Genomic DNA, 25,028 nt, shown 5'->3' with positions numbered 1-25,028 from the left:
GCAAACCTCCATCATTGCCCGCATCCTTGCACGAAACGCCCCCGCGCGCTATCGAAAGCCCTGCGCGACTTCATGAGGGGAACTCATAATGCTGCCCCGCCGCTACCTGCCCGCCATCCCGGCCCTGACCGCGCTTGAGGCGGTTGATCGCCTTGGCACCGCCTCTGCCGCAGCCGAGGAACTTAGCCTCACCCAAGGCGCGATCAGCCGCGCGCTTCAGGGGCTTGAGGCGCAGCTTGGCGTCAGCCTGATCCTGCGCGAACGCCAGCGCCTGCGGCTGACCCCAGCAGGGCGCGACTATGCGGCAGAGGTGCGAAAGGCCCTGCATCTTCTGGCCTCCGCCTCCCTCACCTTGCGCGCCAACCCGACCGGCGGCAGCCTGAACCTTGCCATCCTGCCCGCCTTCGGGATGCATTGGCTTGCCCCCCGCCTGCCGCGCTTTACCGAGGCCCATCCCGAGGTCACCCTGAACCTCTCCACCCGACTGCGCCCCTTTGACTTTGCCGGGTCCGGCTTTGACGCCGCCATCCATTATGGCCGGCAGGACTGGCCGGGGGTCGCCGCCCTCAAACTCATGGATGAGGATGTGCTGGCCGTCGCCTCACCCAGCCTTGTGCCCGGGCCCCTTGCGCAAGCCGCAGACATCCTGACCCTGCCGCTGCTCCAGATGGAAAGCCGCACCGGGGATTGGGGCCGCTGGCTGGCGCATCACGGGGTGACGGGACAGCGGCCACCCGGCATGCTCTTTGACCAGTTCGCCACCATGGCCCAAGGCGCGGTGCACGGGCTTGGCCTTGCCCTCTTGCCCACCTTCCTCATCACCCGTGAACTGGCGGAAGGTCGGCTTGTCCCGGTCTTTGGCGGCCCCATCCCCGCCCTTGGCAGCTACTACCTCGTCTGGCCCAAGGACCACCCACCCCGTGCGCCGCTGCTGTCGTTCCGCGACTGGCTGGCCGGTCAAGCGCACCCCCAGACGCACCCCGAGACGCACCCTTGACCGCAGGCCCCCCCGCAGGTCAGCATGGTCGGGCAGGAGGACCCCCTTGACCGCCATTCCCCAAAGTATCGACGCCGTGGAAACGCTGCTGGCCGGGCAGGGCTATGTCGCCTCCCGCGCGCTTGCGACCGTTGTCTTCCTGTCCCTCAAACTCGGCCGACCGCTGTTTCTGGAAGGCGAGGCTGGCGTCGGCAAGACCGAGATTGCCAAGACCCTCGCCACCGCCCTTGGCCGCCGCCTGATCCGCCTGCAATGCTACGAAGGGCTGGACGCATCCTCTGCCGTTGCCGAATGGAACTTCGCTGCCCAGATGATCGCCATCCGCACGGCCGAGGCGACCGGGGCAGGCGACCGCGACGCCCTCAAGACCGAGCTTTTCACCGAAGACTACCTGATCGAACGCCCGCTGCTGGCCGCCATGCGCCCGCAACCCGGCGGCGCGCCCGTCCTGCTCATCGACGAGCTTGACCGCACGGATGAACCGTTCGAGGCGTTTCTGCTCGAAGCCCTCTCTGACTTTCAGGTCACCATCCCCGAGTTTGGCACGATCAAGGCCCCAGAACCCCCCATCGTCATCCTCACCTCCAACCGCACCCGTGAAGTGCATGACGCCCTGAAACGCCGCTGCCTTTACCACTGGGTCGACTACCCCGCCTTCGACCGCGAACTCGCCATCCTGAACGCCCGCGTCCCCGAAGCCCAGGCCACCCTCAGCCGCGAGGTCGTGGCCTTCGTCCAGGCGCTCCGCCGTGAGGACCTGTTCAAACGCCCCGGCGTGGCTGAAACCATCGACTGGGCCAAGTGCCTCCTTGCCCTCGACGTCGTGCAACTCTCGCCCGAAGTCATCGCCGACACCCTTGGCGCCATCCTGAAATACCAGGACGACATCCAGAAACTGCAGGGCCTCGAAACCACCCGCCTCCTTGACCAGGTCCGCCGCGAAGTCGCCGCATGACCTTTCATTCTGGCCCAAATATCCCACGGGGAGCGCGAGGGGTGTGAAACCCCTCGCTCCGACGATGGCCACCTACGCCCCCCTCGACATCCCCGAAGACGGCAAACTCGCCCACAACATCACCCATTTCGCCCGCGCCCTGCGCAAGGCGGGCTTGCCCATCGGCCCCGGTCGCATCATCGACACCATCCGCGCCGTCGAAGCCGCGGGCTTCACGCGGCGTGAGGATTTCTACCACACCCTGCACGCCTGCCTTGTCAGCCGCCCCGAACACGCCCGCACCTTCGCCGAGGTGTTTCGCCTGTTCTGGCGCGACCCGCAATTCCTTGAACACATGATGTCGCTCCTCATCCCGCAGGTGAAGGGCGTGCAGGACGACCGCCCCGCCGCCCCCGCCGAACGCCGCGCCGCCGAGGCGTTGCTGGACGGTGCCCTTCCCCCGCCGCCGCCTGCGGATCAGGCGCAAGGCGAAGAGATCACCATCGACGCCACCGCCACCCAATCCGCCGAAGAACGCCTCCGCACGCTCGACTTCGAACTGATGTCCACGGCGGAAATGGCCGAAGCCAAGCGCATGCTCGCCCGGCTGTCCCTTCCCGTGAAACCCCTTGTCACCCGGCGCAGCCGCGCCGCAACCCAAGGTGCCGCCATCGACTTGCGCCGCACCCTGCGCCAAAGTCTGCGGCACGGCGGCGAAATCACGTCGCTCGCCCGCAAGGCCCCGGTGACGCGCTGGCCGAACCTGATTGTCCTGTGTGACATCTCCGGTTCCATGGCCGACTACAGCCGCATGGTGCTGCACTTCGTCCACGCCGTTGCCAACCGCAAGGGGCAGGGCTGGGCCAAGGTCCATGCCTTCACCTTCGGCACGCGCCTGACCAACATCACGCGCCACCTTGCCCGCCGGGATGTCGACGCCGCGCTAAGTGCTGCCGGCGCGCAGGCGCAGGACTGGTCCGGCGGCACCCGGATCGGCCCCTCGATCCGCGCCTTCAACCGCGATTGGTCGCGCCGCGTGCTAGGGCAGGGCGCTGTCGTCCTCCTGATCACCGATGGCCTTGACCGCGACGACAGCGGCCTGCTCGCGACTGAGATTGAGCGTCTGCACCTCTCCTGCCGCCGCCTGATCTGGCTGAACCCGCTCTTGCGCTGGACGGGCTTTGCCCCCAAGGCGCAGGGCATCCGCGCCATGCTGCCGCATGTCGACAGTTTCCGCGCCGGCCACAGCATCGCCTCGCTCGAAGCCCTTGGCGCGGCCATCTCTGACCCCGGCGACAGTGGCGACAAGGCCCGGCTGCTTGCCCTTCTGCGCGACTAGGCGGCGCTTTGCCGACCGCTATCGTCTGGCAGTGCCGTGATATCGCATATCAAGCAGAAGCTGGGTCATCTGCTTGTATCGGGTCCCAAGGGAACCGGATCGAGTCGTCCGGGTTTCCCCTTCGACCATCATCATGAGGAATGGTATGAGAAAGCTTCTGATCTCCACGACAGCCCTGTCCGTTGCGCTGTCCCCCGTGGCCACGTTCCCGGCTTATGCCCAGACGCTGGCTGAAGACGGGTCCGTGGTCGGTGCCGATGGTTCGGTGCTTTGCATGCCGACGGCAGATGCCGCCTGTGACCTTGACGCCATCATTCAGGCCCAGCAAGCCGCCGAAGCCGCGGTAGCGGCCGAAGCTGCCGCCGCCGAGGCTGCAGCCGCCGCGCAGGCTGCTGAAGCCGCCGCGCAAGCCGAAGCCGAAGCCGCCGCGCAAGCTGCCGCCGAAGCAGAAGCCGCCGCTGCTGCTCAGGCCGAGGCTGACGCTCAGGCCGCCGCCGCTGCTGAAGCCGCAGCCGCCGCCGAAGCGGAAGCTGCCGCGCAAGCCGCCGCCGAGGCGGAAGCTGCCGCCCAGGCCGAAGCTGATGCTGCCGCCCAAGCCGCCGCTGATGCAGATGCCGCCGCCCAGGCCGAAGCTGCAGCAGCTGCCCAAGCCGCCGCCGATGCCGAAGCCGCGTCGCAGGCTCAGGACGCTGCTGCCGCTCAGGCCGCTGCAGAGGCTGAAGCCGCCGCACAAGCCTCGGTCGAGGCTGAAGCCACCTCGCAGGCAGCCGATGAGGCTGGCGTCGAAGCCGCAGTCGAAGCCGACGCCGCCGCCGAGCCAGAGGCAGAAGTTGCCGCCGATCCGGTGATCGAACCGGTCCAAGAAACAGATGCAGAGGCCGCTGTTGAGGCCGACGCGACCGCTGAGACGGACGCCGATGCTGCCGCGCAAGCCGAAGCGGATAAGGCTGCCGCCGATCTGGAAGCAGCCCTGCAGGCTGAAGCCGACGCAGCAGCCCAAGCCGAAGCTGACGCTGCGGCGCAAGCGGAAGCCGATGCAGCAGCCCAAGCCGAAGCTGATGCTGCGGCCCAAGCCGAAGCTGACGCAGCCGCGCAGGCCGAAGCCGATCCGGTCCTTGAAACCGAAGCGGAAGCCGAAGCCGAAGCTGCAGCCGAGGCGGAAACCGCTGCCGAACCCACCGAAGAAGCCGTTGCCGAACCGACTGACGAAACCGCTGCCGAACCGACCGACGAAGCCGTCGCCGACGTGCCAGCGGACGCCACAGTCAACCCCGACACGGGCGAAGTCATCGATCCTGCGGCCGCAGCCGCAGCCTTGGCTGAAGCCGAGGCAGAGCTTGCCATCTCGGACACCGGTGAAATCGTCGACCCTGCCGCCGGTCTGCGCACCGCCGAACCGGACGCAGTCGAGGCTGAACCCATCGACGCGCCCGTCGTGTCCGAAGCCGAGGTCGAAAGCCTGACCGAGCTTCTGACCAGCGATCCGACCGCCATCAACCCGGAATCCCTGGCCGCTGCCGCCACGGTTGCTGCCACTGATCCGAACGCCGAACCCGCCGCCGATGGCACGGTCGCGCCGCCGGTCAACCCGGACGACCTGATCGGCTCCGTGACCGAAACCGTCACCGAAGACTCGGTTCGGACGTCGAGCGAAGAATTCGCCGCAGCACCCCGCCGCCGCGATGACGGCCGCAGAAGTGGCCTGTCCGATCTTGAAAAGGCCGGTCTTCTGGTTCTCGGTGCCCTCGCCGTCGGTGCGATCATCAAGAACAACAACGAAGCCCAGGAAGACCGCCGCGTCGTATCAAACACGGGCGACCGCGTTGTCGTGCTGAACCCCGACGGCACCTATCAGGTGCTCAAGGACGACGATACGGTGATCCGCCGCCCCGGCTCCACCGTGCGGACCGAAACCTTCCGCGATGGCTCGACCCGTACGATCGTTGAACGGCAGGATGGCACCCAAGTGGTGACGATCCGCGATGCCACCGGCCGCGTGCTGCGCCGCGCGACCTATGACGACCTTGGCCGCGAACTTGTGCTGATCGACGATCTGCAGCGCGAAGAAGTGGTCATCGTGCGTGACCTGCCGACCCCCCGGTCGCGGATCGTGATCTCGTCCAAGGACGATGACACCGCCCTGAAGCGCGAGCTTGCCGCCCTTGAGGCAGACCGCGCAGGTCGCAAGTTCTCGCTCCGCCAGATCCGCGAGATCCCGCAAGTGCGTGCCCTTGCGGCGGTGATCGACACCGACAACGTGACCTTCGCCAGCGGATCGGCCGCCATCCCGGCCTCCGAAGCCCGCGACCTGGCCGACCTTGGCCGCGTCATGCAGGACCTGCTGGAGGAGAACCCGGGTGAAGTGTTCCTCGTCGAAGGCCACACCGATGCGACCGGCAAGGCCGCGATGAACCTTGCGCTGTCGGACCGGCGTGCGGAATCGGTGGCGCTGGCGCTGACGGAATACTTCGACATCCCGCCGGAAAACATGGTGGTCCAAGGCTATGGCGAGACCGAACTTCTGGTCGACACCCAAGCCAACGAACCCCTGAACCGCCGCGTCGAAGTGCGGGTCATCACCCCGCTGATGCGGACGGCTGTCGTGCAGTAACCCGCACGTCAGCTACAGTCACAAGGCCGCCGGTCCCCCCGGCGGCCTTCGTCATTTCAGTGGCAAACCGCCGCCCCGGGACGCATACTTGGCGCATAAGGAGTCCCCGATGACCCGCGCCACGCATGACCAGATCCCCGAAGCCGCCCTTGCCTGGCACCGCGCCGGCGCGGGTGCAGCCCTTGCCACTGTGGTGGAAACCTGGGGCTCTGCCCCGCGCCCCGCCGGAAGCCAGCTTGCCATCTCCGGCACGGGCGACATGGTCGGCTCCGTCTCGGGCGGCTGCGTCGAAGGCGCCGTCGTGACCGAGGCGCTGGAGGCGCTGACCGACCGCACCCCCCGCCTTCTGACCTTCGGCGTCAGCGATGAGACGGCCTTCGCCGCTGGCCTTGCCTGTGGCGGCACGATCCGCATCCTTGTCGAACCCGTCGGCGATGGGGCCACTGCGCTCCCCGAGCCGATCCTGGCCGATCTCGTCACCGCCCGCGCCGCCGCCCGTGCCGCCGCCCTGGTCACCACGCTTGCCACCTGGACCCGCCAGCTTGTCACCCCCGGTCAGGACGCGGCCGTGGACGCCCGCCTGAAATCCGACCGCTCAGGAATGGAGGAGGACGGCCGCTTCATCGCCGTCCACAACCCGCCCCTGCGCCTGATCGTTGTCGGCGCGGTCCATATCGCCCAGCCCCTGCTGACCATCGCCCGCGAATGTGGCTATGCCTGCACCCTGATCGACCCCCGCGCCGCGTTCGGGTCCAGCGAGCGCTTTCCGGGCGAGACACTGCTGGACGACTGGCCGGATGAGGCGCTGGCAAGCCTTGCCCCTGACGCCCGCACCGCCATCGTGACGCTGACCCATGACCCCAAACTTGACGACCCCGCCATTCACGCAGCCCTGAAATCACCGGCCTTCTACCTTGGCTGCCTTGGGTCAAAGAAAACCCACGCCAAACGGCTGGACCGGCTGACAGCGGCGGGCTTCACGCCCGAGGAGAACGCCCGAATTCACGCCCCCGTCGGTCTGGACATCGGGGCGAAGTCGCCTGCGGAAATCGCGGTCAGCATCATGGCCCAGATCACCCAGACCCTGCGTGCCTGATGCAGTTCGGCCCGGTTCCCCTGCACATGGCCCAAGGCGCGATCCTGGCGCATTCCGTCGCGCTGGCCGATGGTCGGCTGCGCAAGGGGTGCATCCTTGGCCCTGCCGATCTTGCCCGCCTGCAGGCCGCCGGGCTGACCACCGTGACGGTCGCCCGGCTTGACCCCGGGGATGTGCCCGAAGATGGCGCGGCCACTCGCCTGGCCACGGCCCTGGTGCCCGACCCGGCAGGGGCGGGTCTGGCCCTGTCGCAGGCCCATACTGGGCGCGTGAACCTGAATGCCGCCTATCCGGGCATCCTGGCCTTTGACCCAGCCGCCATCCATGCGCTGAACCGCGTCCACCCCGCCATCACTCTGGCCACGCTGCCGCCCCTGGCCCGCGTGGCCCCGGGGCAGTTGTCGGCCACCGTCAAGATCATTGCTTATGCGGTCCCCGAAGCGGCATTGGAAAAGGCCTGCAATCTGGCCCGCAACGCGCTTCGCGTACTCCCAGTCAGGCATCGCACCGCCAGCCTGATCCTGACGCAGGTCCCGGACCTTGCCCCCAAACTTGCCGCCAAGGGCCGCCGCGCGGTTGAGGCCCGGTTGACCGCCCTCGGGATCACCCTTGCCGACTGTGTCACCGTCCCGCACCAGACCGCTGCCGTCGCCAGCGCCCTTGCCGCCGCCCGGGGCGAAATGCTGCTGATCCTGACCGGATCGGCCACATCAGACCTGCACGACACGGCACCCGAGGCGGTGCGCGCGGCAGGCGGCACTGTGCTGCGCTTTGGCATGCCGGTTGATCCCGGCAACCTCTTGTTTCTGGGAAACCTTGGCGAACGGCCCGTCATCGGCCTGCCGGGATGCGCCCGAAGCCCGGCGCTGAACGGGGCTGACTGGGTGCTGGAACGGCTGGCCTGCGGCATACAGCTTGGCGATGATGACATCGCCGAAATGGGGGTAGGGGGCCTCTTGAAAGAAATCCCGATCCGCGGTCGCCTGCGCGAAACCGGCCCGGAATAGATCGTACCCGCAAATGAAAACGGGGGCACAAAGGCCCCCGAAACCACAGCGCAGAAAGACAGGCCTATTTCGGGCCGATCATCATCACCATCTGGCGGCCTTCCAGCCGGGGGAAGGATTCGATCTTTCCAAGCTCGGCCACGTCAGCCTCAACCCGCTTGAGCAGTTCCAGACCAAGATCCTGGTGCGCCATTTCGCGCCCGCGAAACCGCAGCGTGACCTTGACCTTGTCGCCTTCCTCCAGAAACTTGACCACGGACCGCATCTTGACGTCGTAATCATGGGTATCCGTTCCGGGGCGGAACTTGATTTCCTTGATCTCGATGATCTTCTGCTTCTTCCGCGCCTCGGCCTCGCGCTTCTGGGTCTCATACTTGAACTTGCCGAAGTCCATGATCTTGCAGACCGGCGGCACCGCAGTGGGCGAGATTTCGACCAGGTCAAGCCCGGCTTCTTCGGCCATCTGCATGGCACGGGCGGGGGTCACGACCCCGACGTTTTCGCCATCGGCGCCGATCAGGCGGATCTCGGTGCCGCGGATGCGGTCATTGATCCGGGGGCCGGTTTCGCGTTGCGGCGGGGCATTGTGGGGGCGGCGGGCTATGGTGTGCGTCCTTTGGTTGTTGCATCCTGCCCGTGCAATCTAGCCCTCCGGGCCGTCTGCCGCAAGCCCAAGTCCTGGGGTCTATTGGGGTTTGCGCGCTCTGCGACGACGTCTTTCAACCGGCGATTTAACGCGCGAAAGCCGCTCTGGCCTTTTCAAGTGGGGTACAAACTGCCATATGACCGCCATCCGGGTCCATGTTCCGGTCAATGGAGTTTTTGATATGAACAGAACTGTAATCATCGGCGCACTCGTCGTCCTCCTGGCTGGTGGGGGCTATTACCAGTTCGTCTACAAGCCGCAGCAGGAAGCTGCGATGATCGAGGAAGCCGCGAAGAAGGCCGAAGAGGCTGCCGCCGCCGCTGCCGCCGAAGCCGCCGCCGCTGAGGCTGCCGCTGCCGAAGCCGCTGCCGCGGAAGCCGCCGCTGCTGAAGCCGCCGCCGCCGAAGCTGCTGCCGCCGCGACCGAAGCTGTCACCGAAGGCGCCGCCGCCGCGACCGAGGCTGTGACCGAAGGTGCTGCCGCCGCCACCGAAGCCGTGACCGATGCCGCTGCGGCCCTTGACCCTGCGAACTTCAACGCAGACTCCGTCACCGCCCTGATCGACGGCTCGTCGCTGGACGAAGCGACCAAGACCACGCTCAAGACCGCTGTCGAAGCCGCCCGCGCGAACCCCGCGCTGGTCGCCGACACCGTCGCACAGGTCAAGACCGCGCTTGGCATGTAAGCCCGGCTCTCTTGGACCATGACAAAGGCCGCCGGATCGCTCCGGCGGCCTTTTGCATATGCTGCGTTCGGGCGGGGCAGAGTCTTAAGGCTTTATGAACAGAATTCGTAAGCCATTGACATCATGGGCCTCCCGACACTGTCCCTGCCCGGGACAGGCTCAGATCCCGTCGCCGACGAAGGCCTTTTCCACCACAAACTCCTGCGGTTCAGAATTCGCACCCTCGCGCAGCCCGAACCCTTCAAGGATCGCCTTGACGTCCACGTTGAAGGCCAGCGACCCGCAGACCATCGCCCGATCCTCGGCCGGGTTCATCGGCGGCAGGCCCAGATCGGCAAAGACCTTGCCGGAGGAAAGGTTGTCCGTCACCCGCCCCATATGATGAAACGGCTCACGCGTGGTGGTGGGGTAGTAGATCAGCTTGTCGGCCACCAACTCGCCGATCAGCGGATCATCCTTCAGGCCTTCCACCAGCCGCTTGCCATACTCCAGCTCCGCCACCTCGCGGCAGGTGTGCATCATGATGACCTGATCGTATTTCTCATAGGTCTCAGGTTCCCGCATCAGGCTGGCGAAAGGGGCGAGGCCGGTGCCCGTCGCCAGAAACCACAGCCGCTTGCCGGGCAAAAGGGCATCATGCACCAGCGTCCCCACCGGCTTCGACCGTAGGATGATCTCATCCCCGACCTGGATATGCTGCAGCTTCGAGGTCAGCGGCCCATCCGGCACCTTGATCGAGTAGAACTCCAGCTCGTCATCCCAGGCGGGCGAGGCGATGGAATAGGCGCGCAGCAAGGGTTTGCCGTTGTCGCCCATCAGGCCGATCATCACAAACTCCCCCGACCGGAACCGCAAGGACTGCGGCCGGGTCACGCGGAAGGAAAACAGCCGGTCCGTCCAGTGCTGCACCGCGGTGACAGTCTGGGCATCGGGCAAATGCAGCTTTGCGGCGGGGATAGGGCTTGCTTCGGTCATCAGGATCGCTTCGGTCATGGGGGTGAGGTCGGCCTAAGTCAGCCGTCCGTTCTTAGCCTTGATTGAGGTCAAACGAAAGTCAGGCGCGCAGGCGGGCCTGATAGTGGTGCTGGCGCCAGTCACTTGCGCGGAACTGCCACTGGTCGGCGGGTTGGCGGGCGGCGATATCGTCTGGAATTTCCGCCCCGTCAAACCCCACCCGGCGCAGCATGGCGTATTGGTCGGCGATCACCGGGCCAAGCGCCAGAAGCTGGCCGGTATAGCCAAGCTCACGCAGGCGGCGGGCGATGGTGAAGGCGCGGCCGTCGTTGAAGGCGGGGAAGGCGACGCGGATCAGCGTCAGCTCATCCAGCCGCCCCACCAGCGCATGGGGGTCGTCGGTGTTGGACAGGTCCACAGCCGTCTGGTCGGTCAGATCGGCCAGCGCCACAATCTCGCGCTGGGTGGCGGGGGCAAAGCCCGCGTCGGTGACGATGACGGTCATGCCGCGTTCTCCTTGGGTAGTTTCACGGCCTTGCCGTCGATGAAGTGGATACCACATTCGGTCTTTTGTGTTCCACGCCAACGGCCTGCGCGCGGGTCTTCACCTGGTTTCACCGCAGACGTGCAAGGCGCGCAACCGATGGAAGGAAAACCCTTCGCCACCAGAGGATGCCGGGGCAGGCGGTTTTCAACCATGTATTCCTCAAGGTCTTCCCGCCCCCAATGGGCCAGCGGGTTGACCTTGATGCGGAAGTCGCCTTCGTTCTCGAAAAAGTCGATGGTGCCCCGGTCAGCGTTCTGAAAGCGTTTGCGGCCGGTGATCCAGCCGTCGAACTTGGACAGCGCCCGCTCCAGCGGTTCGACCTTGCGGACGTTGCAGCAGCTGTCGGTGTTGAACTGGTGCAGCGTGCCGTCCGGATCTTCGAAATTCACCCGGGCCGGGTTGGCGCGGATCGTGCGGATGTCGCAGAGCGCAAGCTTTTCGGCCAGTTCACGCTGGTAGTCGAGGGTTTCCTGAAACAGCATCTTGGTGTCGACGAACAACACCGGGGTTTCCGGGGCGATCACGCTGACAAGGTGCAAAAGCACAACCGATTCCGCGCCGAAGGAACTGACCAGCGCCACACGGCCAAGGTCATCATCCTTCAACGCATGTTCCAGCACGGCGGTGGCGGAGTGGTGCTTGTAGCGCGCGTTCAGCGCCGCCACACGCTCTGCCACCGGGCCAGAGTGCAGATCACGCGGCATCTTGCGCGCCTTCAGTCTCGTAGAGTGCCACCTTGAACGGGTCCATCCCCACGCGGCGGAAGGCTTGCAGGAAGGTCTCGGACGGCTCCAGCCGCAGGGCAAGATAGGCCCGCAGGATGCGTTCGATGGCCGGGACAATCTCGGTATAGGCAAAGCCGGGGCCGGTCTTGTCACCAATCACCGCGGTTTCCGTGCCGTCGCCGCCAAGGGTGATCTGGTAGTTTTCCACCCCCGCCCGGTCCAGCCCCAGAATCCCGATATGGCCCACATGGTGATGCCCGCAAGCGTTGATGCAGCCCGAGATCTTGATCTTCAGGGGGCCAATCTCATGCTCCAGCTTCAACGCCTCAAAATGCGTGGCCAGTTCCTGCGCGACGGGGATCGACCGGGCCGTCGCCAGCGCGCAGTAATCCATGCCGGGGCAGGCGATGATGTCGGACAAGAGGCCCACGTTGGCCGTTGCCAGCCCGGCCTGCATCAGCGCCGCATGCAGGGTCGGGAGGTCAGACTTGTGGACATGCGGCAGGATGACGTTCTGTTCATGGCTGATCCGCAGGTCGCTGTGCCCGTACTTCTCGGCCAGGTCAGCCATCAGCCGCATCTGGGCACTGGTCGCATCGCCGGGGGTTTCGCCATGCGCCTTGAGGCTGATCGTGACGATGGCATATTGCGCGTTGCGATGGGCGGTCAGGTTGGTGTCAGCCCAGGCGCGGAACACAGGGTCGGCGCTGTGGAAGGCGTCGTAGGCGTCGGTCGGCGCATTGCGGAAGGCGGGGGGCGCAAACGCCTCACGGATGTCGGCTAGCAGTTTCTGGTCGTTGCCGCCAAAGAGCGGGCGAAGCTCGGCGAAGCGGGCTTCGATCATCCGGGTGATCTCTTCGGCCCCGGTCTCATGCACGGTGATCTTGATCCGCGCCTTGTACTTGTTGTCGCGGCGGCCAAGCGTGTTGTAGACGGAAAGCACCGCCTCGACATACGGCAGCAGGTCGGCTTCCGGCAGAAACTCCCGCACCGTCACACCGATCATCGGGGTCCGGCCAAGGCCGCCACCGACCATCACTTCAAAGCCCGGCTGACCAGCAGCATTGCGGACCATCCGCAGGCCGATGTCATGGGCGCGCGTCACGGCGCGGTCATTCGGGCTGCCGGTGATGGCGATCTTGAACTTGCGCGGCAGGAACTGAAACTCCGGGTGGTCGGTGGACCACTGGCGGAGCAGTTCCGCGTAAGGCCGAGGGTCGGCGATTTCATCGGCGGCGGCTCCGGCGAAATGGTCGGCGGTCACGTTCCGCACGCAGTTGCCCGAGGTCTGGATGGCGTGCATCTCCACATCCGCGAGAGCCTGCAGGATCGCGGGCACGTCGGGCAGTTTCGGCCAGTTGAACTGGATGTTCTGCCGGGTGGTGAAGTGGCCATAGCCCTTGTCCCAAGTGTCGGCGATATGGGCAAGCTGGCGCATCTGGCCGGGGTTCAGCGAGCCGTAAGGGATCGCCACCCGCAGCATGTAGGCATGCAGCTGCAGATAAAGGCCGTTCATCAGCCGCAGGGGACGGAACTCTTCCTCCGTCAGGCTGCCGTCAAGGCGGCGTTCGACCTGCTGGGTGAACTGGGCGACGCGGGCGCGCACGAAAGCTTCGTCGAAGTCGGAATAGGAATACATCGCGGGCTCTTTCAAGAGAGTCGGGCTGAAGCCCGACCTACACCAGATCGGCTTGCTTGCCGTGGGGATAGTTCGACGGGCCGCGGGTGCGGAACGCCTCGCGGAAATGGGTCGGCTCCGGGCCATGCGCCCCGGCTTTCGCATCGGCGAGATAGGCCCCGACCACAAGCAGTTTCTGGGCCGAGGCATGGAGGAGCCGCATCTGGGCGTGGGCTTCATCCTCGATCAGCTCGGCCTCGTGGTGGTGGGGTGACCAGCGGTCATCGGCGGTCAGATAGACCACATCGCCTTCGCGCAGCAGGTTTGCGGTGACGACCTTCGGGGTGAAACGGCGGCTCATGCGTGGGCTTCCTTGCGGAGGGACAGGGCGGCGGCGGCTTTGCGTGGGGCGAGGCCGAACAGGATGACGGCGGGGCCCGCGACCCTTGCCACGGCGTCAGGCAGGGTTGCAAGGGTGGCCGGCAGGATCCGTTCATCATCGCGGCTGACGTTTTCCACCACGGTCACGGCAGTGTCGGGGGCCGCGCCATGCATCATCAGCCGGCCTTGGATATAGCGGGCGGATTTCTTGCCCATGTAGATGGCGGCCACCTCGCCCTTGCGGGCCAGACCGCGCCAGTCCTGATCGGCAAAGCCGGCCATGTCATGCCCGGTAATGATCCGCAGGCTGGCGTTGCGGCCCCGGCGGGTCAGCGATTGCCCGATGCGCGCAGCGGCCACTGTGGCCGAGGTCAGACCGGGGAGAATGGTGAAGCCGATTCCGGCCGCCTCCAAAGCCTCGATCTCTTCATCCAGCCGCCCGAAGATGCCACAGTCGCCGCCCTTCAGACGGACAACCCGCGCGCCGGTCAGGGCCTCGGCCACAAGGGTGGCGTTGATTGTGGCTTGCGGGGTCGACGGGCCGAACCCTTCTTTGCCGACATCGATCCGCCGGGCAGGGGGCGGAATCAGGTCCAGCACCTCGGGCCCGACCAGACGGTCATGGATCACCACGTCGGCCTGCGTGATCGCACGCAAGGCGCCCAAGGTCAGATGATCAGCCGAACCGGGACCGGCACCGACGAAAAGGACAGGATGGGAAGGAAGGCTGAACATGACCGGACCCCGAAATTCTTGACCCAGTATAGAAGATTTTCCCGGATTTCCGCCAGACGCCCTTGCAGATAAGGACGTTTGTTCCGATACTGCGCGCTGGTGGAACAGGGTTCCGGCTTGACGGGGTGAAGGCGAATGGCGGCCCAATTGGACGATCTGGACCGGAAAATCCTGTCCGAACTGCAAACCGACGCCGAACAGTCCCTGGACGAGATTGCGCGCAAGGTCGGCTCGTCAAAGACCCCGGTGTGGAACCGCATCCGCCGCATGCGCGAACAGGGCGTGATCACCCGAACGACCGCGATCCTCGACCCCGAGGCTTTGGGGCTTGAGGCCTGCTTCTTCGTCCTGATCCGCACGTCGGAGCATGAGGCGGACTGGCAGCGCAAGTTCCTGAAGGCCCTGAAGGAGCGTCCCGAGGTGCTGGAAGCGCACCGGTTGGCGGGGGATATCGATTACATCCTGAAAGTGCGCGTCAAGAATGCCCGGGCCTATGACACCTTCTATCAGGCGCTGATTTCCGAAGTGCGGATCTACAACGTGACGGCACTCCTGAGCATGGAAGAGATCAAATCGACCACCGTCCTGCCGCTTTGACCGCCGGCCATCGACTCGCGCGCGTACCGCGCATTCCTTTTGTCTCGCCTCTGGGGCGCGCGGGCGCGCCCCAACCGGCTCGGGTAAACGCCTCCGGCGGGAGTATTTGGCAAAGAGCAAATGATCCTGCTCTTTGCCAAATACTCTGGGGAGTTTGAGGGGCTAGCCCCTCATGCGCTGAGGAGGAGCGGCACGCGACGACGAGGGGTCGTGTGCGGCGCGTTTCGCGCCGCTCAATCAGATCCGGTGGTGACGAGAAGTTCTTTCAGGCCATGAAAATGGTAGACGTCGCCATACTGCGGCGGGGCGGCCAGCTGTAAGCTTGGATGCCGCGCAAACAGGATCGGCAGGGCGATCTGCAGCTCAAGCCGTGCCAAGGGGGCGCCGACGCAGAAATGCAGCCCCGCGCCGAAGCTGACGTTTGGCCGGGTGGGTCGCCCGGGCAGGAACTGCGCGGGCCGGTCCCATGCCCCCGGATCGCGGTTCGCTGCGGCCAGCAGCAGCCCGACCCGATCACCACGCTGGAAGGTCTGGCCCATCACCTCGACCTCGGCGTAGCAATACCGCGTGAACATGTGCAGCGCCGGGTCAAAGCGCAGGATCTCTTCCACCGTGCCCGCCACTGCATCGGGACCAAGGGCCGAGGCCTGGGTCCGGGTCTCCAGCAGCGTCTTCACGCCATTGCCGATCGTGTGCACCGTTGCCTCATGCCCTGCGTTCAGCAGCAGGATGCAGGTCGAGATCAGCTCGTCGGTGGACAGGGCGTCGCCGTCCATCTCGGCGGCGATCAACTGGGTGATCAGGTCATCGGCCGGCTGCGCCCGCCGCTCCTCGACATAGGAGCGGAGGAAGGCCACGAAGGCTTCGGTGGCGGCAATGGCCCGGTCTTCCATGTCGCGGGTCCGGCCGGCCATATACATGCCGACCATGGCGTTGGACCAGCGCAGCAGGTCAGGCGCCATGTCCTCGGGCACCCCCAGAAGCCGGGCGATGATGCGCACGGGCAAGGGCTGGGCAAAGGCCTGCAGCAGGTCGCACCGTCCTGGTGGCAGCGCATCGGCCAACTCGGTTGCAAGCGCCGTGATGTCGGGCCCAAGCCCGGCAATCCGGCGTGAGGTGAAGGCCCGCAGCACCAGATTGCGCAGCCTTGTGTGGCGCGGCGGCTCCAGTTCCAGCATGGAATGGGCTTCGACGGCGTAGAAGGGCGCAAGATGCGCGGGAATCGGCAATGGATCCACAGGCTCGCGGCCAAAGCGACGGTCGCGGAAGATGGCATTCACGGCGGCCGCATTGCCGGTACAGACCAGATCATAGTCCTGCCAGTGAAAGAACGGGCCACCGGAACGCGCGCGTTCGTAGAACGGGTAGGGGTTCTGGACGAAGCCCGGGTCCTTGGGCGATTGCTGCAGCTTCTGCATGGCCTACCTTTGCCGTCCGATCAGTCCCTGCGCCACCAAGGCGCCGGTCACCACGATCACCGCGCCAAAGGTCTGGGCCCAATTCCACGGCCCGCCAAGGGTGAACACCATCAGCATGACATAGAACGGCACGGCGTTCATGTGCATGGAGGCAGCGCCAATGCCGATCCGCCCGACCGAGATGATCCACAAAAGCTGGCTGATCGCCATCGACCCGATGCCGAAGATCGCAAGACCCGTGAACTCGGGTATGCCGATGGCCTGCCAGTCGGGCCACTGGTCGCGCAAGACCCCATCCCCAAGCGCTGCCAGCAGGGCCACCACGGCGCATCCGGTCACCGTGATGGCGCTGCGGCCAAGCGGGGACAGGTCTGGCAGGGCGCGTACCGTCTCGCGGCTGCCCCACGTGTAGCACAGGACCGAGGCGAGCGCCGCCAGCACGCCCACGCCGAAATCGACGCTGCCCTCGCTGCCGCTGACGGCGATCAGGCCGCCGGCCACCGACAGAAGCAGCCCCAAGGCCAGCGCCCGGGTAAAGGGGCGTTTGTCGGCCAGACATTCCAGCAGGATCCCGGCCACCGGCATCACGGCGGTCACGATGGCGACGGTGACCGGGTCATTGAACTGCAGCGCGATGATCACGAAGAACGAGGCCAGCCCCAGGGTGACGAAACCCACCCAGGCCCCCATCGCCCAGTCGGCCCCAAGCACTGCACCGCGCCCCTCCAGCAGCCACCAGATCGGCAGCAGGACCGCCGCCGCCAGCGTGGCCCGCCCGGCGGTCAATGCAACAGGCGGCATGTGGGGAATGATCAGGTCCGCCGCAGGCAGCCCCGCCGCCCAGATCACCATCGAGGCGAGGCAGAACAGATTGGCCGTCAGCAGCGACCGCCGCGCGGTGGGGGTAAGGACTGTCATTGGGCCACGCTAGGCAAGCGGTGGATCGCAGGCTGATCCGCCAGCGACCCCGTGATGTCGTCAGGCAGACAGGGCCGCCACGATGGCCCCGAAATCGGCGGCCTTCAGGCTGGCCCCGCCGACAAGCGCGCCGTCCACATGCGGCACGGCAAAGATCTCGGCCGCGTTGGACGGCTTGACCGACCCGCCGTAGAGGAGGCGCACCCCGTCAGCCTCGGCCCCAATCCGCCCGCGCAGCCGGTCGCGCAGGAAGGCGTGGACCTCGGCAATCTCGGCCAGGGTGGGGGTGCGGCCGGTGCCGATAGCCCAGACCGGCTCGTAAGCGACCACCAGCGTCCGGGCGTTGGCCCCCGCAGGGAGCGACCCGTCCAACTGTCCGCCAATCACCGCCAGCGTCTGCCCGGCGTCACGTTCCGCCTCGGTCTCGCCGATGCAGACCACCGCCACCAGCCCGGCAGCAATCGCGGCTTCGGCCTTGGCGCGCACAAGGGCGTCGGTTTCGCCATGATCGGCGCGGCGTTCGGAATGGCCAACGATCACATGGCTGGCGCCTGCGTCCTTCAGCATGTCGGCCGAGATGTCGCCCGTATGCGCGCCGCTGGCCTTCGGGTGGCAATCCTGCCCGCCGACCAGAAGGGCACTGCCGTGCGCCGCCTCTGCCATCCGCGCCACCAGCGTGGCGGGTGGGCAGAGCAGCATCTCACAGCCCGGGGCAGGGTGCGCGGCGATCAGCGCCCGCACCTCGTCCAGCGCGGCAGCGGTCCCGTTCATCTTCCAGTTTCCGGCGGCGAGCTTTTTCATCGGGCGTCTCCAAGGGTTCCGCGCAAGATGCCTAGCGCCTCGCCTGTCAAAGGAAAAGCCCCGGGGCTTTCTATTCGCCAAATATCCTCAGGGGGTGAGCCGGAACGGCGAGGGGGCGGAACGCCCCCTTACAGCCTTGCCGCGGCGCATCTTGCGCCGGGGCGAGAGAAAGGGTTTGCGGCAACGCCGCGCCGCTCAACTGCCGGGTCAAGCGGCAGGAGCATCCTTGAACTTGATTGATTCCCCGCAGCCGCAAGCCTCGGCCACGTTCGGATTGCGGAACTTGAAGCCCGCTTCCAGCAGCCCGGCTTCATAGTCGATCTCGGTGCCGATCAGGAACATCTGCGCCATCGGCGCGATCATGACGCGCGCGCCGTCCTGTTCCACCACCTCGTCCAGCGGATTGACCGAAGACACGTAGTCCATCGTGTATTCCATCCCCGCGCAGCCGCCCTTCTTGACGCCAATGCGCAAGCCCGACGACCCCTGACGTTCCATCAGGCGGGCGATCTGCCGTGTGGCGGCGGGGGTAAGGGTAACGGCGGCCTTGCCGGGAATGCCGAACATTTGCGGTCCTTTCGGTTGGCTTCAAGGTAATCCTGACCCGGACACCGTTCAAGCCCTGGCGTTTCGCCCTGCTTTGGCCTGCGCCTACATGAAGCCCAGTTCAAGCTTGGCTTCATCCGACATCATGTCCATGCCCCAGGGCGGGTCAAAGGTCATGTGGACATCAACCTGCTTCACCCCGGGCAGGGGTTCCACCGCATCTGCCACCCAACCCGGCATTTCACCGGCGACGGGGCAGCCCGGGGCGGTCAGGGTCATGGTGATGTCAACCTGGCTCTCCTCCCCGATCTCGATCGTGTAGACCAGCCCGAGGTCGAAGATGTTGACCGGGATTTCCGGGTCGAACACCGACCGGCACGCCTCAACGATTTGGGGGTAAAGCGGATGGTCGGTGGTTGAGGGCTTGATCAGCGCTGTGCCCTCGATCTGGTCCTGCATCGCACATGTCCTGACGTCGCATGGGTTGTTGACCGATTATATAGGGAATTCCCGGCCAACGTCCAGTGCCGCCAGATCGGGGCGGCCGCAGCGCGGCGGCCCCGGGCTCCGGCCGGTGTCAGAACGGAATCTCGTCATCCATGTCGGACCGCCCGCCGCCACCTGAGCTGCCGCCCGACCCGCCGCCGGACCCACCACGACCGCCCTGCGACCCGCCGCCAAAGCCGCCACCCTGACTGCTGTCATCATAGCCACCCCGATCGTCATAGCCACCGCCGCCGCCACCGCCCGACCCGCCGTCACGACCACCCAGCAGCGTGAGTTCCCCCCGAAACTGGCGCAAGACCACTTCGGTCGTGTAGCGGTCGGCGCCGGACTGGTCCTGCCATTTGCGGGTTTCAAGCTGGCCCTCGATATAGACGGTTGAGCCTTTCTTCAGATACTGTTCGGCGATCTTGCCCAAAGCTTCGTTGTAGATCGCGACCGAGTGCCACTCGGTACGCTCCTTGCGTTCTCCGGACTGTTTGTCGCGCCAGGTCTCGGACGTCGCAATCCGCAGGTTCACCACTTTGCCGCCATTTCCAAAGCTGCGCACCTCGGGGTCACGGCCGAGGTTGCCCACGATGATGACCTTGTTGACCGACCCCGCCATGCGATTCTCCCTGATTGCATCTTTGCCGCAGCTTCGCCGCCGCTTGGTTAACAAACCTATACCTAGACCCGGCCCCAAGGCCAAGTGCCGCTGCTTAGCTCCAGCCGCGCCGGGCTTTCGGCGAGAATCTGCCAGCAACCCGCCGCAGGGTGCGGAAATCCCGCCGGTTCGTGACTGGAAAACTGCCAGAATGCCAGTATAGTCACGCGGTCGGGGTCAGCAGGGGTGCCAAGGGTGCCGGGTTTCACATGCAAAAGCGCGCAGGAATTTGGCGCAGGGCTTTTTCTGGCCTTGGCGGTCAGCGGCGCTGCCACTGCCGAAGGGCTGAAGCTGACAGGTTCGACCAAATCCCGCACGGCGCTTTTTGAATCCCAGTCCCGGCTCATCGACGACAAGCTTTCCAAGCAATACAGCGGTTCGGTCAAGCTTACGCCCAAGTACAAGGAAGGTGAGGCCGCGGCCGAAGCGACGCCCGCCTATCGTGGCAGCTACCGTGGCGAATATCTTGAGGTGGCCAAGGCCGCCGCCCGCAAACATGGCGTGCCGGAAGACCTGTTCCTGCGGCTGGTGCAACAGGAAAGCGGCTGGAACGCCGTGGCGGTCAGCCACAAGGGGGCCAAGGGGCTTGCCCAGCTGATGCCCGACACGGCCGAGATTCTTGGCGTCGACATCAATGACCCCAAGGCCAATCTGGACGGCGGCGCGCGCTATCTGCGGATGATGTATGACAAGTTCGGCAGCTGGAAGCTGGCCCTTGCCGCCTACAACGCCGGACCCGGAGCCGTCGAAGAACACGACGGCATCCCTCCCTATGCCGAGACGGAAAACTACGTCCTGGCAATTCTGGGCTAGGCCGGCCTGGCGCCCTTGCCCGCACCGCAGGCAAGGGTCATTCCGCCGCGACCTTGATCACCGGTTCCATCTGCGCAAGCTGCTCGGTCGTGAGGTGGCATTTGATCTGATGCCCCCCGTCCAGCGTCTTTACAGGTGGCATTTCGCGGTCGCACAGACCAGCCGGGCTGACCTGGGATTTCCAGCGGCACCGCGTCTGGAACGGGCATCCGGGCGGCGGGTTCACGGCCGAAGGGATGTCACCCTCCAGCACGATCCGCTTGCGCACCACCTTGGTATCGGCAATCGGCACGGCGGACAAAAGCGCCTCGGTATAGGGGTGGTATGGCGGCTGGAAGACCTGATCGGTCGTGCCCATCTCGACCACATGGCCAAGGTACATCACCATCACCCGGTCCGACAGGTAGCGGACGATGGACAGGTCATGGCTGATAAACAGAAGCGTCGTGCGGTTCTCGCGCTGGATGTCCATCAGCAGGTCGGTCACAGCGGCCTGCACCGACACGTCCAGCGCTGACACCGGCTCATCCGCCACCACGACCTTCGCCCCACCGGCAAAGGCGCGGGCGATGCCGACGCGCTGCTTCTGCCCGCCCGACAATTGGCGCGGCATCCGGTCGGCAAAGGCGCGGGGCAGCTTCACCAGATCCAGAAGCTCCAGCATCCGGTCCTGACGGTCCTGATCCGATTTGCCGTAGCGGAAGATCTCTAGCGCGCGGATGATCTGGCGCCCCACGTTCATCGACGGATTCAGCGTGTCGAAGGGGTTCTGGAACACCATCTGCACCGAGGACACTGTATCCGTGTTGCGCTTCTGGATCGGGGTCGACTGCACGTTTTCGTCAAACAGCATGATGGAGCCCGAGGTCGCCGTCTCCAGCCCCATCAAGACCTTGGCGAAGGTCGACTTGCCGCAGCCGGATTCGCCGACGATGGCCAGTGTTTCCCCCTCACGCGCTTCGAAGCTGAGGCTTTCGTTCGCCTTGACCACCTTCATGGTGCCGCCGCCAAACGCGCCCGAGGACACGTCGTAGTATTTCTTCAGGTCCTCCATCTTCAGGACGACCTCGCCAATCGGGGCTTTCGCCTTGACCGCGCGTTTGGCGGGCGGGGCGTCCCAGTCGATCTCGCTCCACCGCAGGCAGCGCGTGGCGTGGCGGTCGCCACCGGGGACCGGGTCCATCGGGATCTCGGTCGCATCGCAGCGACCCTTCTGGAAATAGTCACAGCGCGGGCCGAAGTTGCAACCGGGCGGCCGTTCATGGGGCAGGGGGAAGTTGCCGGGAATGGAAATCAGCGGCCGCGCGTTCTTGTCAGCGCCGGGAAGCGGGATGGAACGGAACAGCGCCTGCGTATAGGGGTGGCGCATGACGTCGAAGACTTCGGTGACGGCCCCGGTTTCCACCGCCTCGCCGGAATACATCACGCAGATGCGGTCGCAGACATCCATCACCAGCCCAAGGTTGTGGCTGATGAACAGCATGGAGGTGCCGTATTTCTCGCCCAGGTCCTTGACCAGATCGACGATCCCCGCCTCCACCGTCACGTCCAGCGCAGTGGTGGGTTCGTCCAGGATCAGGAGCGCGGGCTTCGCCATCAGCGCCATGGCGATGACGATGCGTTGCTGCTGGCCGCCCGAAAGCTGGTGCGGATAGGCGTTGATGATCCGGTCGGGGTCGGGCAGGCGGACGTCAGCCACGATCTGGCGGGCCAGTTTCCACGCCTCATCCTTCGACATGCCGGAATGAATCATCGGCACTTCGGCCAGCTGCGCGCCGATCTTCATCGCCGGGTTCAGCGAGGCCATCGGTTCCTGATAGATCATCGCGATCTCGGACCCGCGGATATGGCGCAATTCCTCATCGCCCATATGCGTCAGGTCGCGGCCCTTGAACTTGATTGTGCCCGCAACGATCTTGCCGTTCTTCCCAAGGTCGCGCATCACGGCCAGCGCCACGGTTGACTTGCCGCAGCCGGATTCGCCGACCAGCCCCATCGCCTCACCCGCCATGACGGTGCAGGAGAAATCCATCACCGCCGGGATTTCGCGCAAGCGGGTGAAGAAGCTGATCGAGAGGTTCTCGATTTCGAGGATCGGTTTGGACGGGTCCCAAGCGGTGCTGGAGTCAGCCATGGTGGTCTCCTTTGGCGGGCGGCGGAGCGGGGGTTTCATACCCCGCGGCCTCCGGTTCTTGAACCGGTGGCGAACCGGAGTCCGCCCCCGTGGGATATTTGGTCAAACGTGAAAGACATCAGTCCCTCAAGCTTTCTTCGCGCAGGCCATCGGCCAGAAGGTTGAGGCCAAGGACCAGGCTCATCAGAGCAAGCGCTGGGACTACAGCTGCATGGGGGAACAGGTTCAGGGTCTTGCGGCCATCGTCGATGGTGGAGCCCCAGTCCGGGCTGTCAGGCGCCACACCAAGGCCGAAGAAGCCCAGCGTGCCGAGGAGGATGGTGGTGTAGCCGATGCGCAGGCAGAAATCGACGATCAGCGGCCCGCGTGCGTTGGGCAGGATTTCCCACAGCATGATGTACCACGGGCCTTCGCCGCGCGTCTGGCCCGCCGCCACATAGTCCCGCGCTTTCAGGTCCATCACGATGCCGCGCACGATGCGGAACACGGTGGGCGAGTTCACGAAGACGACCGACACGAAGACGTTCAACAGGTTCGGCTCCATCGACCAGACGCCGAGGGGGTCCATGTTGAACGCGAGGCCAGAGTAGGCCCAGAGGCCGATCACCAGCACCGCGCCGACATAGAGGTTGCGCTTCTTCGGATCGGTGAAGAAGCGGGCGTTGAAGAGGATGGTCAGGAAGATGATCGGGAACAGGAACAGGATCGCGGCAAGGATCACCGGGATGCCGGTCAGCCGGATTTCCGGCGTGACGAGCAGGTAGAACAGCAGGATCACCGGGAAGGCCAGCACGAGGTTGGCGATGAACGACAGCGTGGTATCGAGCCGCCCGCCGAAGTAGCCCGCTGGCACGCCAAGCGTGATGCCGACCATGAAGGCGAAGGCCGTGGCCGCCGGGGCGATCGACAGGACCGACCGCGCGCCCATCACCATGCGGCTGAAGACATCGCGCGCCAGATGGTCACCGCCGAACAGGAACCAGGCGTAATCCGCCTCGCCAGCGCCAGCCAGCGGCGTGCCAAGCGGCTTGTTCTTCATCCCCGAAAACTGCGCCAAGGGGTCGAAGGTGATGATCTGATCGGCAAACAGCGCCGTGAAGACCCAGAACATCACGATGCCAAAGCCGATCATGCCCACCGGGCTGTCGAAGAGCTTGCCGTAAAGCCCCAGCCGCCGCTTGAAGGTGATCGACACGGCGTAGGTCACCACCAGTGCGATCCAGACCGGCACGAATTGCACCGCGACCTTGCCGAAGATGGTGCCCCAGGAAAGTACGTCGTCCATGGCGGCCCCTTACGAGATGCGGATGCGCGGGTTCAGGAACACATAGCCAATGTCCGAGATAAGCTGGGTTACCAGCACCACGAACACCGCCACGACCGAACAGCCGAGCAGGAGGTTGATGTCATTGTTGCCCGCGGCCTGAACCAGCGTCCAACCGAAGCCCTTGTAGTTGAACAGCGTCTCCACGATCACGACGCCGTTCAATAGCCAGGGAAACTGCAGCATGATCACGGTAAAAGGCGCGATCAGTGCGTTGCGCAAGGCATGGCGCATCACGACCTGATTGAAGGACACGCCCTTCAGCCGCGCCGTGCGGATGTATTGCGCGGTCATCACCTCGGTCATGCTGGCCCGTGTCATCCGGGCGATGTAGCCGATCCCGTAGAGCGCGATGGTCAGGACCGGCAGCGTAAAGCTCCAGAAGGTGATGCGGTCGGGCGAGGCGGCGCCCTGAAACAGGGTCCGCCCGTCGATCCAGCCCCATTCCGCCAGCATCGGCGACAGGCCGGTGACGGGTGAGGCAAACAGCGCCACCAGAATGACCCCCGACACATATTCCGGCGTTGCGGTCGAGGCGATGGAGAAGGTCGACAGCACGCGGTCGGTCCGGCTGCCCTCACGCATCCCGGCGACGACGCCGATGATCAGCGCGCTTGGCACCATCACGATCATCACCCACATCATCAGCCAGCCGGTCGCGGCCAGCTTGTCGGTCAGCGATGGCAGCACATCCTTGCGGAAGAAGGTGGAATAGCCCCAGTCGCCCTGCAGGATGCCGCAATACCGCGGGGCATCCGCCGGGTCCTGACGCACTTCGATGCAGCGGCCGCGCGTCACGCCCTTTTCGTCGGTGTAGGTCCAGCCCGGCACCAGACCCAGCCATTCGCCATAACGCGAAAAGACCGATCCGCTATGCCCGTTCTGTTCGATCCAGGCGAGGACGGATTCGTCGCTCATCCGGACGGAACCCTCTTGTCGGGCCAGTTTTTCAAGGTTGGGCTGCAGGTTGGTCAGGAAGAAGACCACGAAGGTCAGCACGAATGCCGTAAGCACCATGATGCCCAGGCGGCGTGCGATGAAAATCAGCATTG

At 65.4% G+C, this 25,028-nt stretch carries 25 protein-coding genes; 9 read left to right on the top strand and 16 right to left on the bottom strand.

What is annotated here, in order from left to right:
- Nucleotides 1-88 precede the first annotated feature (88 nt).
- From EI545_RS01370 to EI545_RS01340, 6 genes are all read left to right on the top strand, one after another.
- The gene (locus EI545_RS01370) at nt 89-997 is read left to right on the top strand and encodes a LysR substrate-binding domain-containing protein (RefSeq protein WP_342776556.1); all 909 of its coding nucleotides are present in this window, start codon (nt 89-91) and stop codon (nt 995-997) included.
- Nucleotides 998-1,043: 46 nt separating this feature from the next.
- Nucleotides 1,044-1,952 (top strand): AAA family ATPase, encoded by a 909-nt coding sequence (locus tag EI545_RS01365; RefSeq protein ID WP_125323797.1) that lies wholly within the window; start codon nt 1,044-1,046, stop codon nt 1,950-1,952.
- Nucleotides 1,953-2,016: 64 nt separating this feature from the next.
- Nucleotides 2,017-3,270, top strand: a complete 1,254-nt coding sequence (locus EI545_RS01360) for a vWA domain-containing protein (protein WP_125327183.1) — start codon at nt 2,017-2,019, stop codon at nt 3,268-3,270.
- Between the two features lie 145 nt (nt 3,271-3,415).
- Nucleotides 3,416-5,881, top strand: coding sequence for an OmpA family protein (locus tag EI545_RS01350; protein WP_164517180.1), 2,466 nt, complete (start codon nt 3,416-3,418; stop codon nt 5,879-5,881).
- Nucleotides 5,882-5,990: 109 nt separating this feature from the next.
- Nucleotides 5,991-6,977 (top strand): XdhC family protein, encoded by a 987-nt coding sequence (locus EI545_RS01345; RefSeq protein ID WP_125323795.1) that lies wholly within the window; start codon nt 5,991-5,993, stop codon nt 6,975-6,977.
- Nucleotides 6,977-7,984 carry a molybdopterin-binding protein gene (locus tag EI545_RS01340; protein WP_125323794.1) on the top strand — a complete coding sequence of 336 codons (1,008 nt, stop codon included), beginning with the start codon at nt 6,977-6,979 and terminating at the stop codon, nt 7,982-7,984. Before EI545_RS01345 ends, EI545_RS01340 begins: the two co-directional genes overlap by 1 nt.
- Before the next feature lie 64 nt (nt 7,985-8,048).
- Here EI545_RS01340 and infC read toward each other — a convergent pair whose 3' ends face one another.
- Nucleotides 8,049-8,501 (bottom strand): translation initiation factor IF-3, encoded by a 453-nt coding sequence (infC, locus tag EI545_RS01335; RefSeq protein ID WP_245990389.1) that lies wholly within the window; start codon nt 8,499-8,501, stop codon nt 8,049-8,051.
- A 310-nt stretch (nt 8,502-8,811) separates the two neighbouring features.
- Here infC and EI545_RS01330 point away from each other — a divergent pair, with 310 nt between their 5' ends.
- Nucleotides 8,812-9,315, top strand: a complete 504-nt coding sequence (locus tag EI545_RS01330; RefSeq protein ID WP_125323792.1) for a hypothetical protein — start codon at nt 8,812-8,814, stop codon at nt 9,313-9,315.
- Between the two features lie 159 nt (nt 9,316-9,474).
- Here EI545_RS01330 and EI545_RS01325 read toward each other — a convergent pair whose 3' ends face one another.
- The 6 genes from EI545_RS01325 to cobA form a co-directional block, all read right to left on the bottom strand.
- The gene (locus tag EI545_RS01325; protein WP_125323791.1) at nt 9,475-10,308 is read right to left on the bottom strand and encodes a ferredoxin--NADP reductase; all 834 of its coding nucleotides are present in this window, start codon (nt 10,306-10,308) and stop codon (nt 9,475-9,477) included.
- A gap of 61 nt (nt 10,309-10,369) precedes the next feature.
- A complete protein-coding gene (locus EI545_RS01320; RefSeq protein WP_125323790.1) occupies nt 10,370-10,774 on the bottom strand; it encodes a DUF934 domain-containing protein in 405 nt (134 codons plus the stop codon).
- A complete protein-coding gene (locus EI545_RS01315) occupies nt 10,771-11,520 on the bottom strand; it encodes a phosphoadenylyl-sulfate reductase (protein WP_125323789.1) in 750 nt (249 codons plus the stop codon). Before EI545_RS01315 ends, EI545_RS01320 begins: the two co-directional genes overlap by 4 nt.
- The gene (locus tag EI545_RS01310; protein WP_125323788.1) at nt 11,510-13,180 is read right to left on the bottom strand and encodes a nitrite/sulfite reductase; all 1,671 of its coding nucleotides are present in this window, start codon (nt 13,178-13,180) and stop codon (nt 11,510-11,512) included. The genes EI545_RS01315 and EI545_RS01310 overlap by 11 nt, the downstream gene beginning before the upstream one ends.
- A gap of 37 nt (nt 13,181-13,217) precedes the next feature.
- Nucleotides 13,218-13,520: a DUF2849 domain-containing protein gene (locus EI545_RS01305; protein ID WP_125323787.1), complete on the bottom strand. Its 303-nt coding sequence runs from the start codon at nt 13,518-13,520 to the stop codon at nt 13,218-13,220.
- Nucleotides 13,517-14,275 (bottom strand): uroporphyrinogen-III C-methyltransferase, encoded by a 759-nt coding sequence (gene cobA / locus EI545_RS01300; protein ID WP_125323786.1) that lies wholly within the window; start codon nt 14,273-14,275, stop codon nt 13,517-13,519. The genes EI545_RS01305 and cobA overlap by 4 nt, the downstream gene beginning before the upstream one ends.
- A 135-nt stretch (nt 14,276-14,410) precedes the next feature.
- Here cobA and EI545_RS01295 point away from each other — a divergent pair, with 135 nt between their 5' ends.
- The gene (locus EI545_RS01295) at nt 14,411-14,872 is read left to right on the top strand and encodes an Lrp/AsnC family transcriptional regulator (protein ID WP_125323785.1); all 462 of its coding nucleotides are present in this window, start codon (nt 14,411-14,413) and stop codon (nt 14,870-14,872) included.
- A 233-nt stretch (nt 14,873-15,105) separates the two neighbouring features.
- Here the strand turns inward: EI545_RS01295 and EI545_RS01290 are convergent, their stop codons facing one another.
- The 6 genes from EI545_RS01290 to ssb form a co-directional block, all read right to left on the bottom strand.
- Nucleotides 15,106-16,290, bottom strand: coding sequence for a cytochrome P450 (locus EI545_RS01290; RefSeq protein WP_125323784.1), 1,185 nt, complete (start codon nt 16,288-16,290; stop codon nt 15,106-15,108).
- A gap of 3 nt (nt 16,291-16,293) precedes the next feature.
- Nucleotides 16,294-17,208: a DMT family transporter gene (locus tag EI545_RS01285; protein ID WP_125323783.1), complete on the bottom strand. Its 915-nt coding sequence runs from the start codon at nt 17,206-17,208 to the stop codon at nt 16,294-16,296.
- 60 nt (nt 17,209-17,268) lie between these two features.
- Nucleotides 17,269-18,009 carry a triose-phosphate isomerase gene (gene tpiA / locus EI545_RS01280; RefSeq protein ID WP_125323782.1) on the bottom strand — a complete coding sequence of 247 codons (741 nt, stop codon included), beginning with the start codon at nt 18,007-18,009 and terminating at the stop codon, nt 17,269-17,271.
- 207 nt (nt 18,010-18,216) lie between these two features.
- A complete protein-coding gene (locus EI545_RS01275) occupies nt 18,217-18,576 on the bottom strand; it encodes a HesB/IscA family protein (protein ID WP_125323781.1) in 360 nt (119 codons plus the stop codon).
- 84 nt (nt 18,577-18,660) lie between these two features.
- Nucleotides 18,661-19,014 (bottom strand): SUF system Fe-S cluster assembly protein, encoded by a 354-nt coding sequence (locus tag EI545_RS01270; RefSeq protein WP_125323780.1) that lies wholly within the window; start codon nt 19,012-19,014, stop codon nt 18,661-18,663.
- Nucleotides 19,015-19,132: 118 nt separating this feature from the next.
- Entirely contained in the window at nt 19,133-19,666 is a 534-nt protein-coding gene (gene ssb / locus EI545_RS01265) for a single-stranded DNA-binding protein (RefSeq protein ID WP_125323779.1), read from the bottom strand.
- A gap of 234 nt (nt 19,667-19,900) precedes the next feature.
- Between ssb and EI545_RS01260 the strand changes: the two genes are divergently transcribed.
- The gene (locus EI545_RS01260) at nt 19,901-20,518 is read left to right on the top strand and encodes a lytic transglycosylase domain-containing protein (RefSeq protein WP_174258168.1); all 618 of its coding nucleotides are present in this window, start codon (nt 19,901-19,903) and stop codon (nt 20,516-20,518) included.
- Between the two features lie 37 nt (nt 20,519-20,555).
- On the opposite strand, the gene EI545_RS01255 is transcribed toward EI545_RS01260, so the two are convergent.
- From EI545_RS01255 to EI545_RS01245, 3 genes are all read right to left on the bottom strand, one after another.
- Nucleotides 20,556-22,652, bottom strand: coding sequence for a dipeptide ABC transporter ATP-binding protein (locus EI545_RS01255; protein ID WP_125323778.1), 2,097 nt, complete (start codon nt 22,650-22,652; stop codon nt 20,556-20,558).
- Between the two features lie 118 nt (nt 22,653-22,770).
- A complete protein-coding gene (locus EI545_RS01250) occupies nt 22,771-23,937 on the bottom strand; it encodes an ABC transporter permease (protein WP_125323777.1) in 1,167 nt (388 codons plus the stop codon).
- Between the two features lie 9 nt (nt 23,938-23,946).
- The gene (locus tag EI545_RS01245; protein WP_125323776.1) at nt 23,947-25,026 is read right to left on the bottom strand and encodes an ABC transporter permease; all 1,080 of its coding nucleotides are present in this window, start codon (nt 25,024-25,026) and stop codon (nt 23,947-23,949) included.
- Between the last annotated feature and the right edge of the window lie 2 nt (nt 25,027-25,028).

This window comes from Tabrizicola piscis, assembly GCF_003940805.1.
Taxonomy (GTDB): Bacteria; Pseudomonadota; Alphaproteobacteria; order Rhodobacterales; family Rhodobacteraceae; genus Tabrizicola; species Tabrizicola piscis.
The sequence above is the reverse complement of the archived record's forward strand: the minus strand, read 5'-3'. Positions and strand labels throughout refer to the sequence as shown.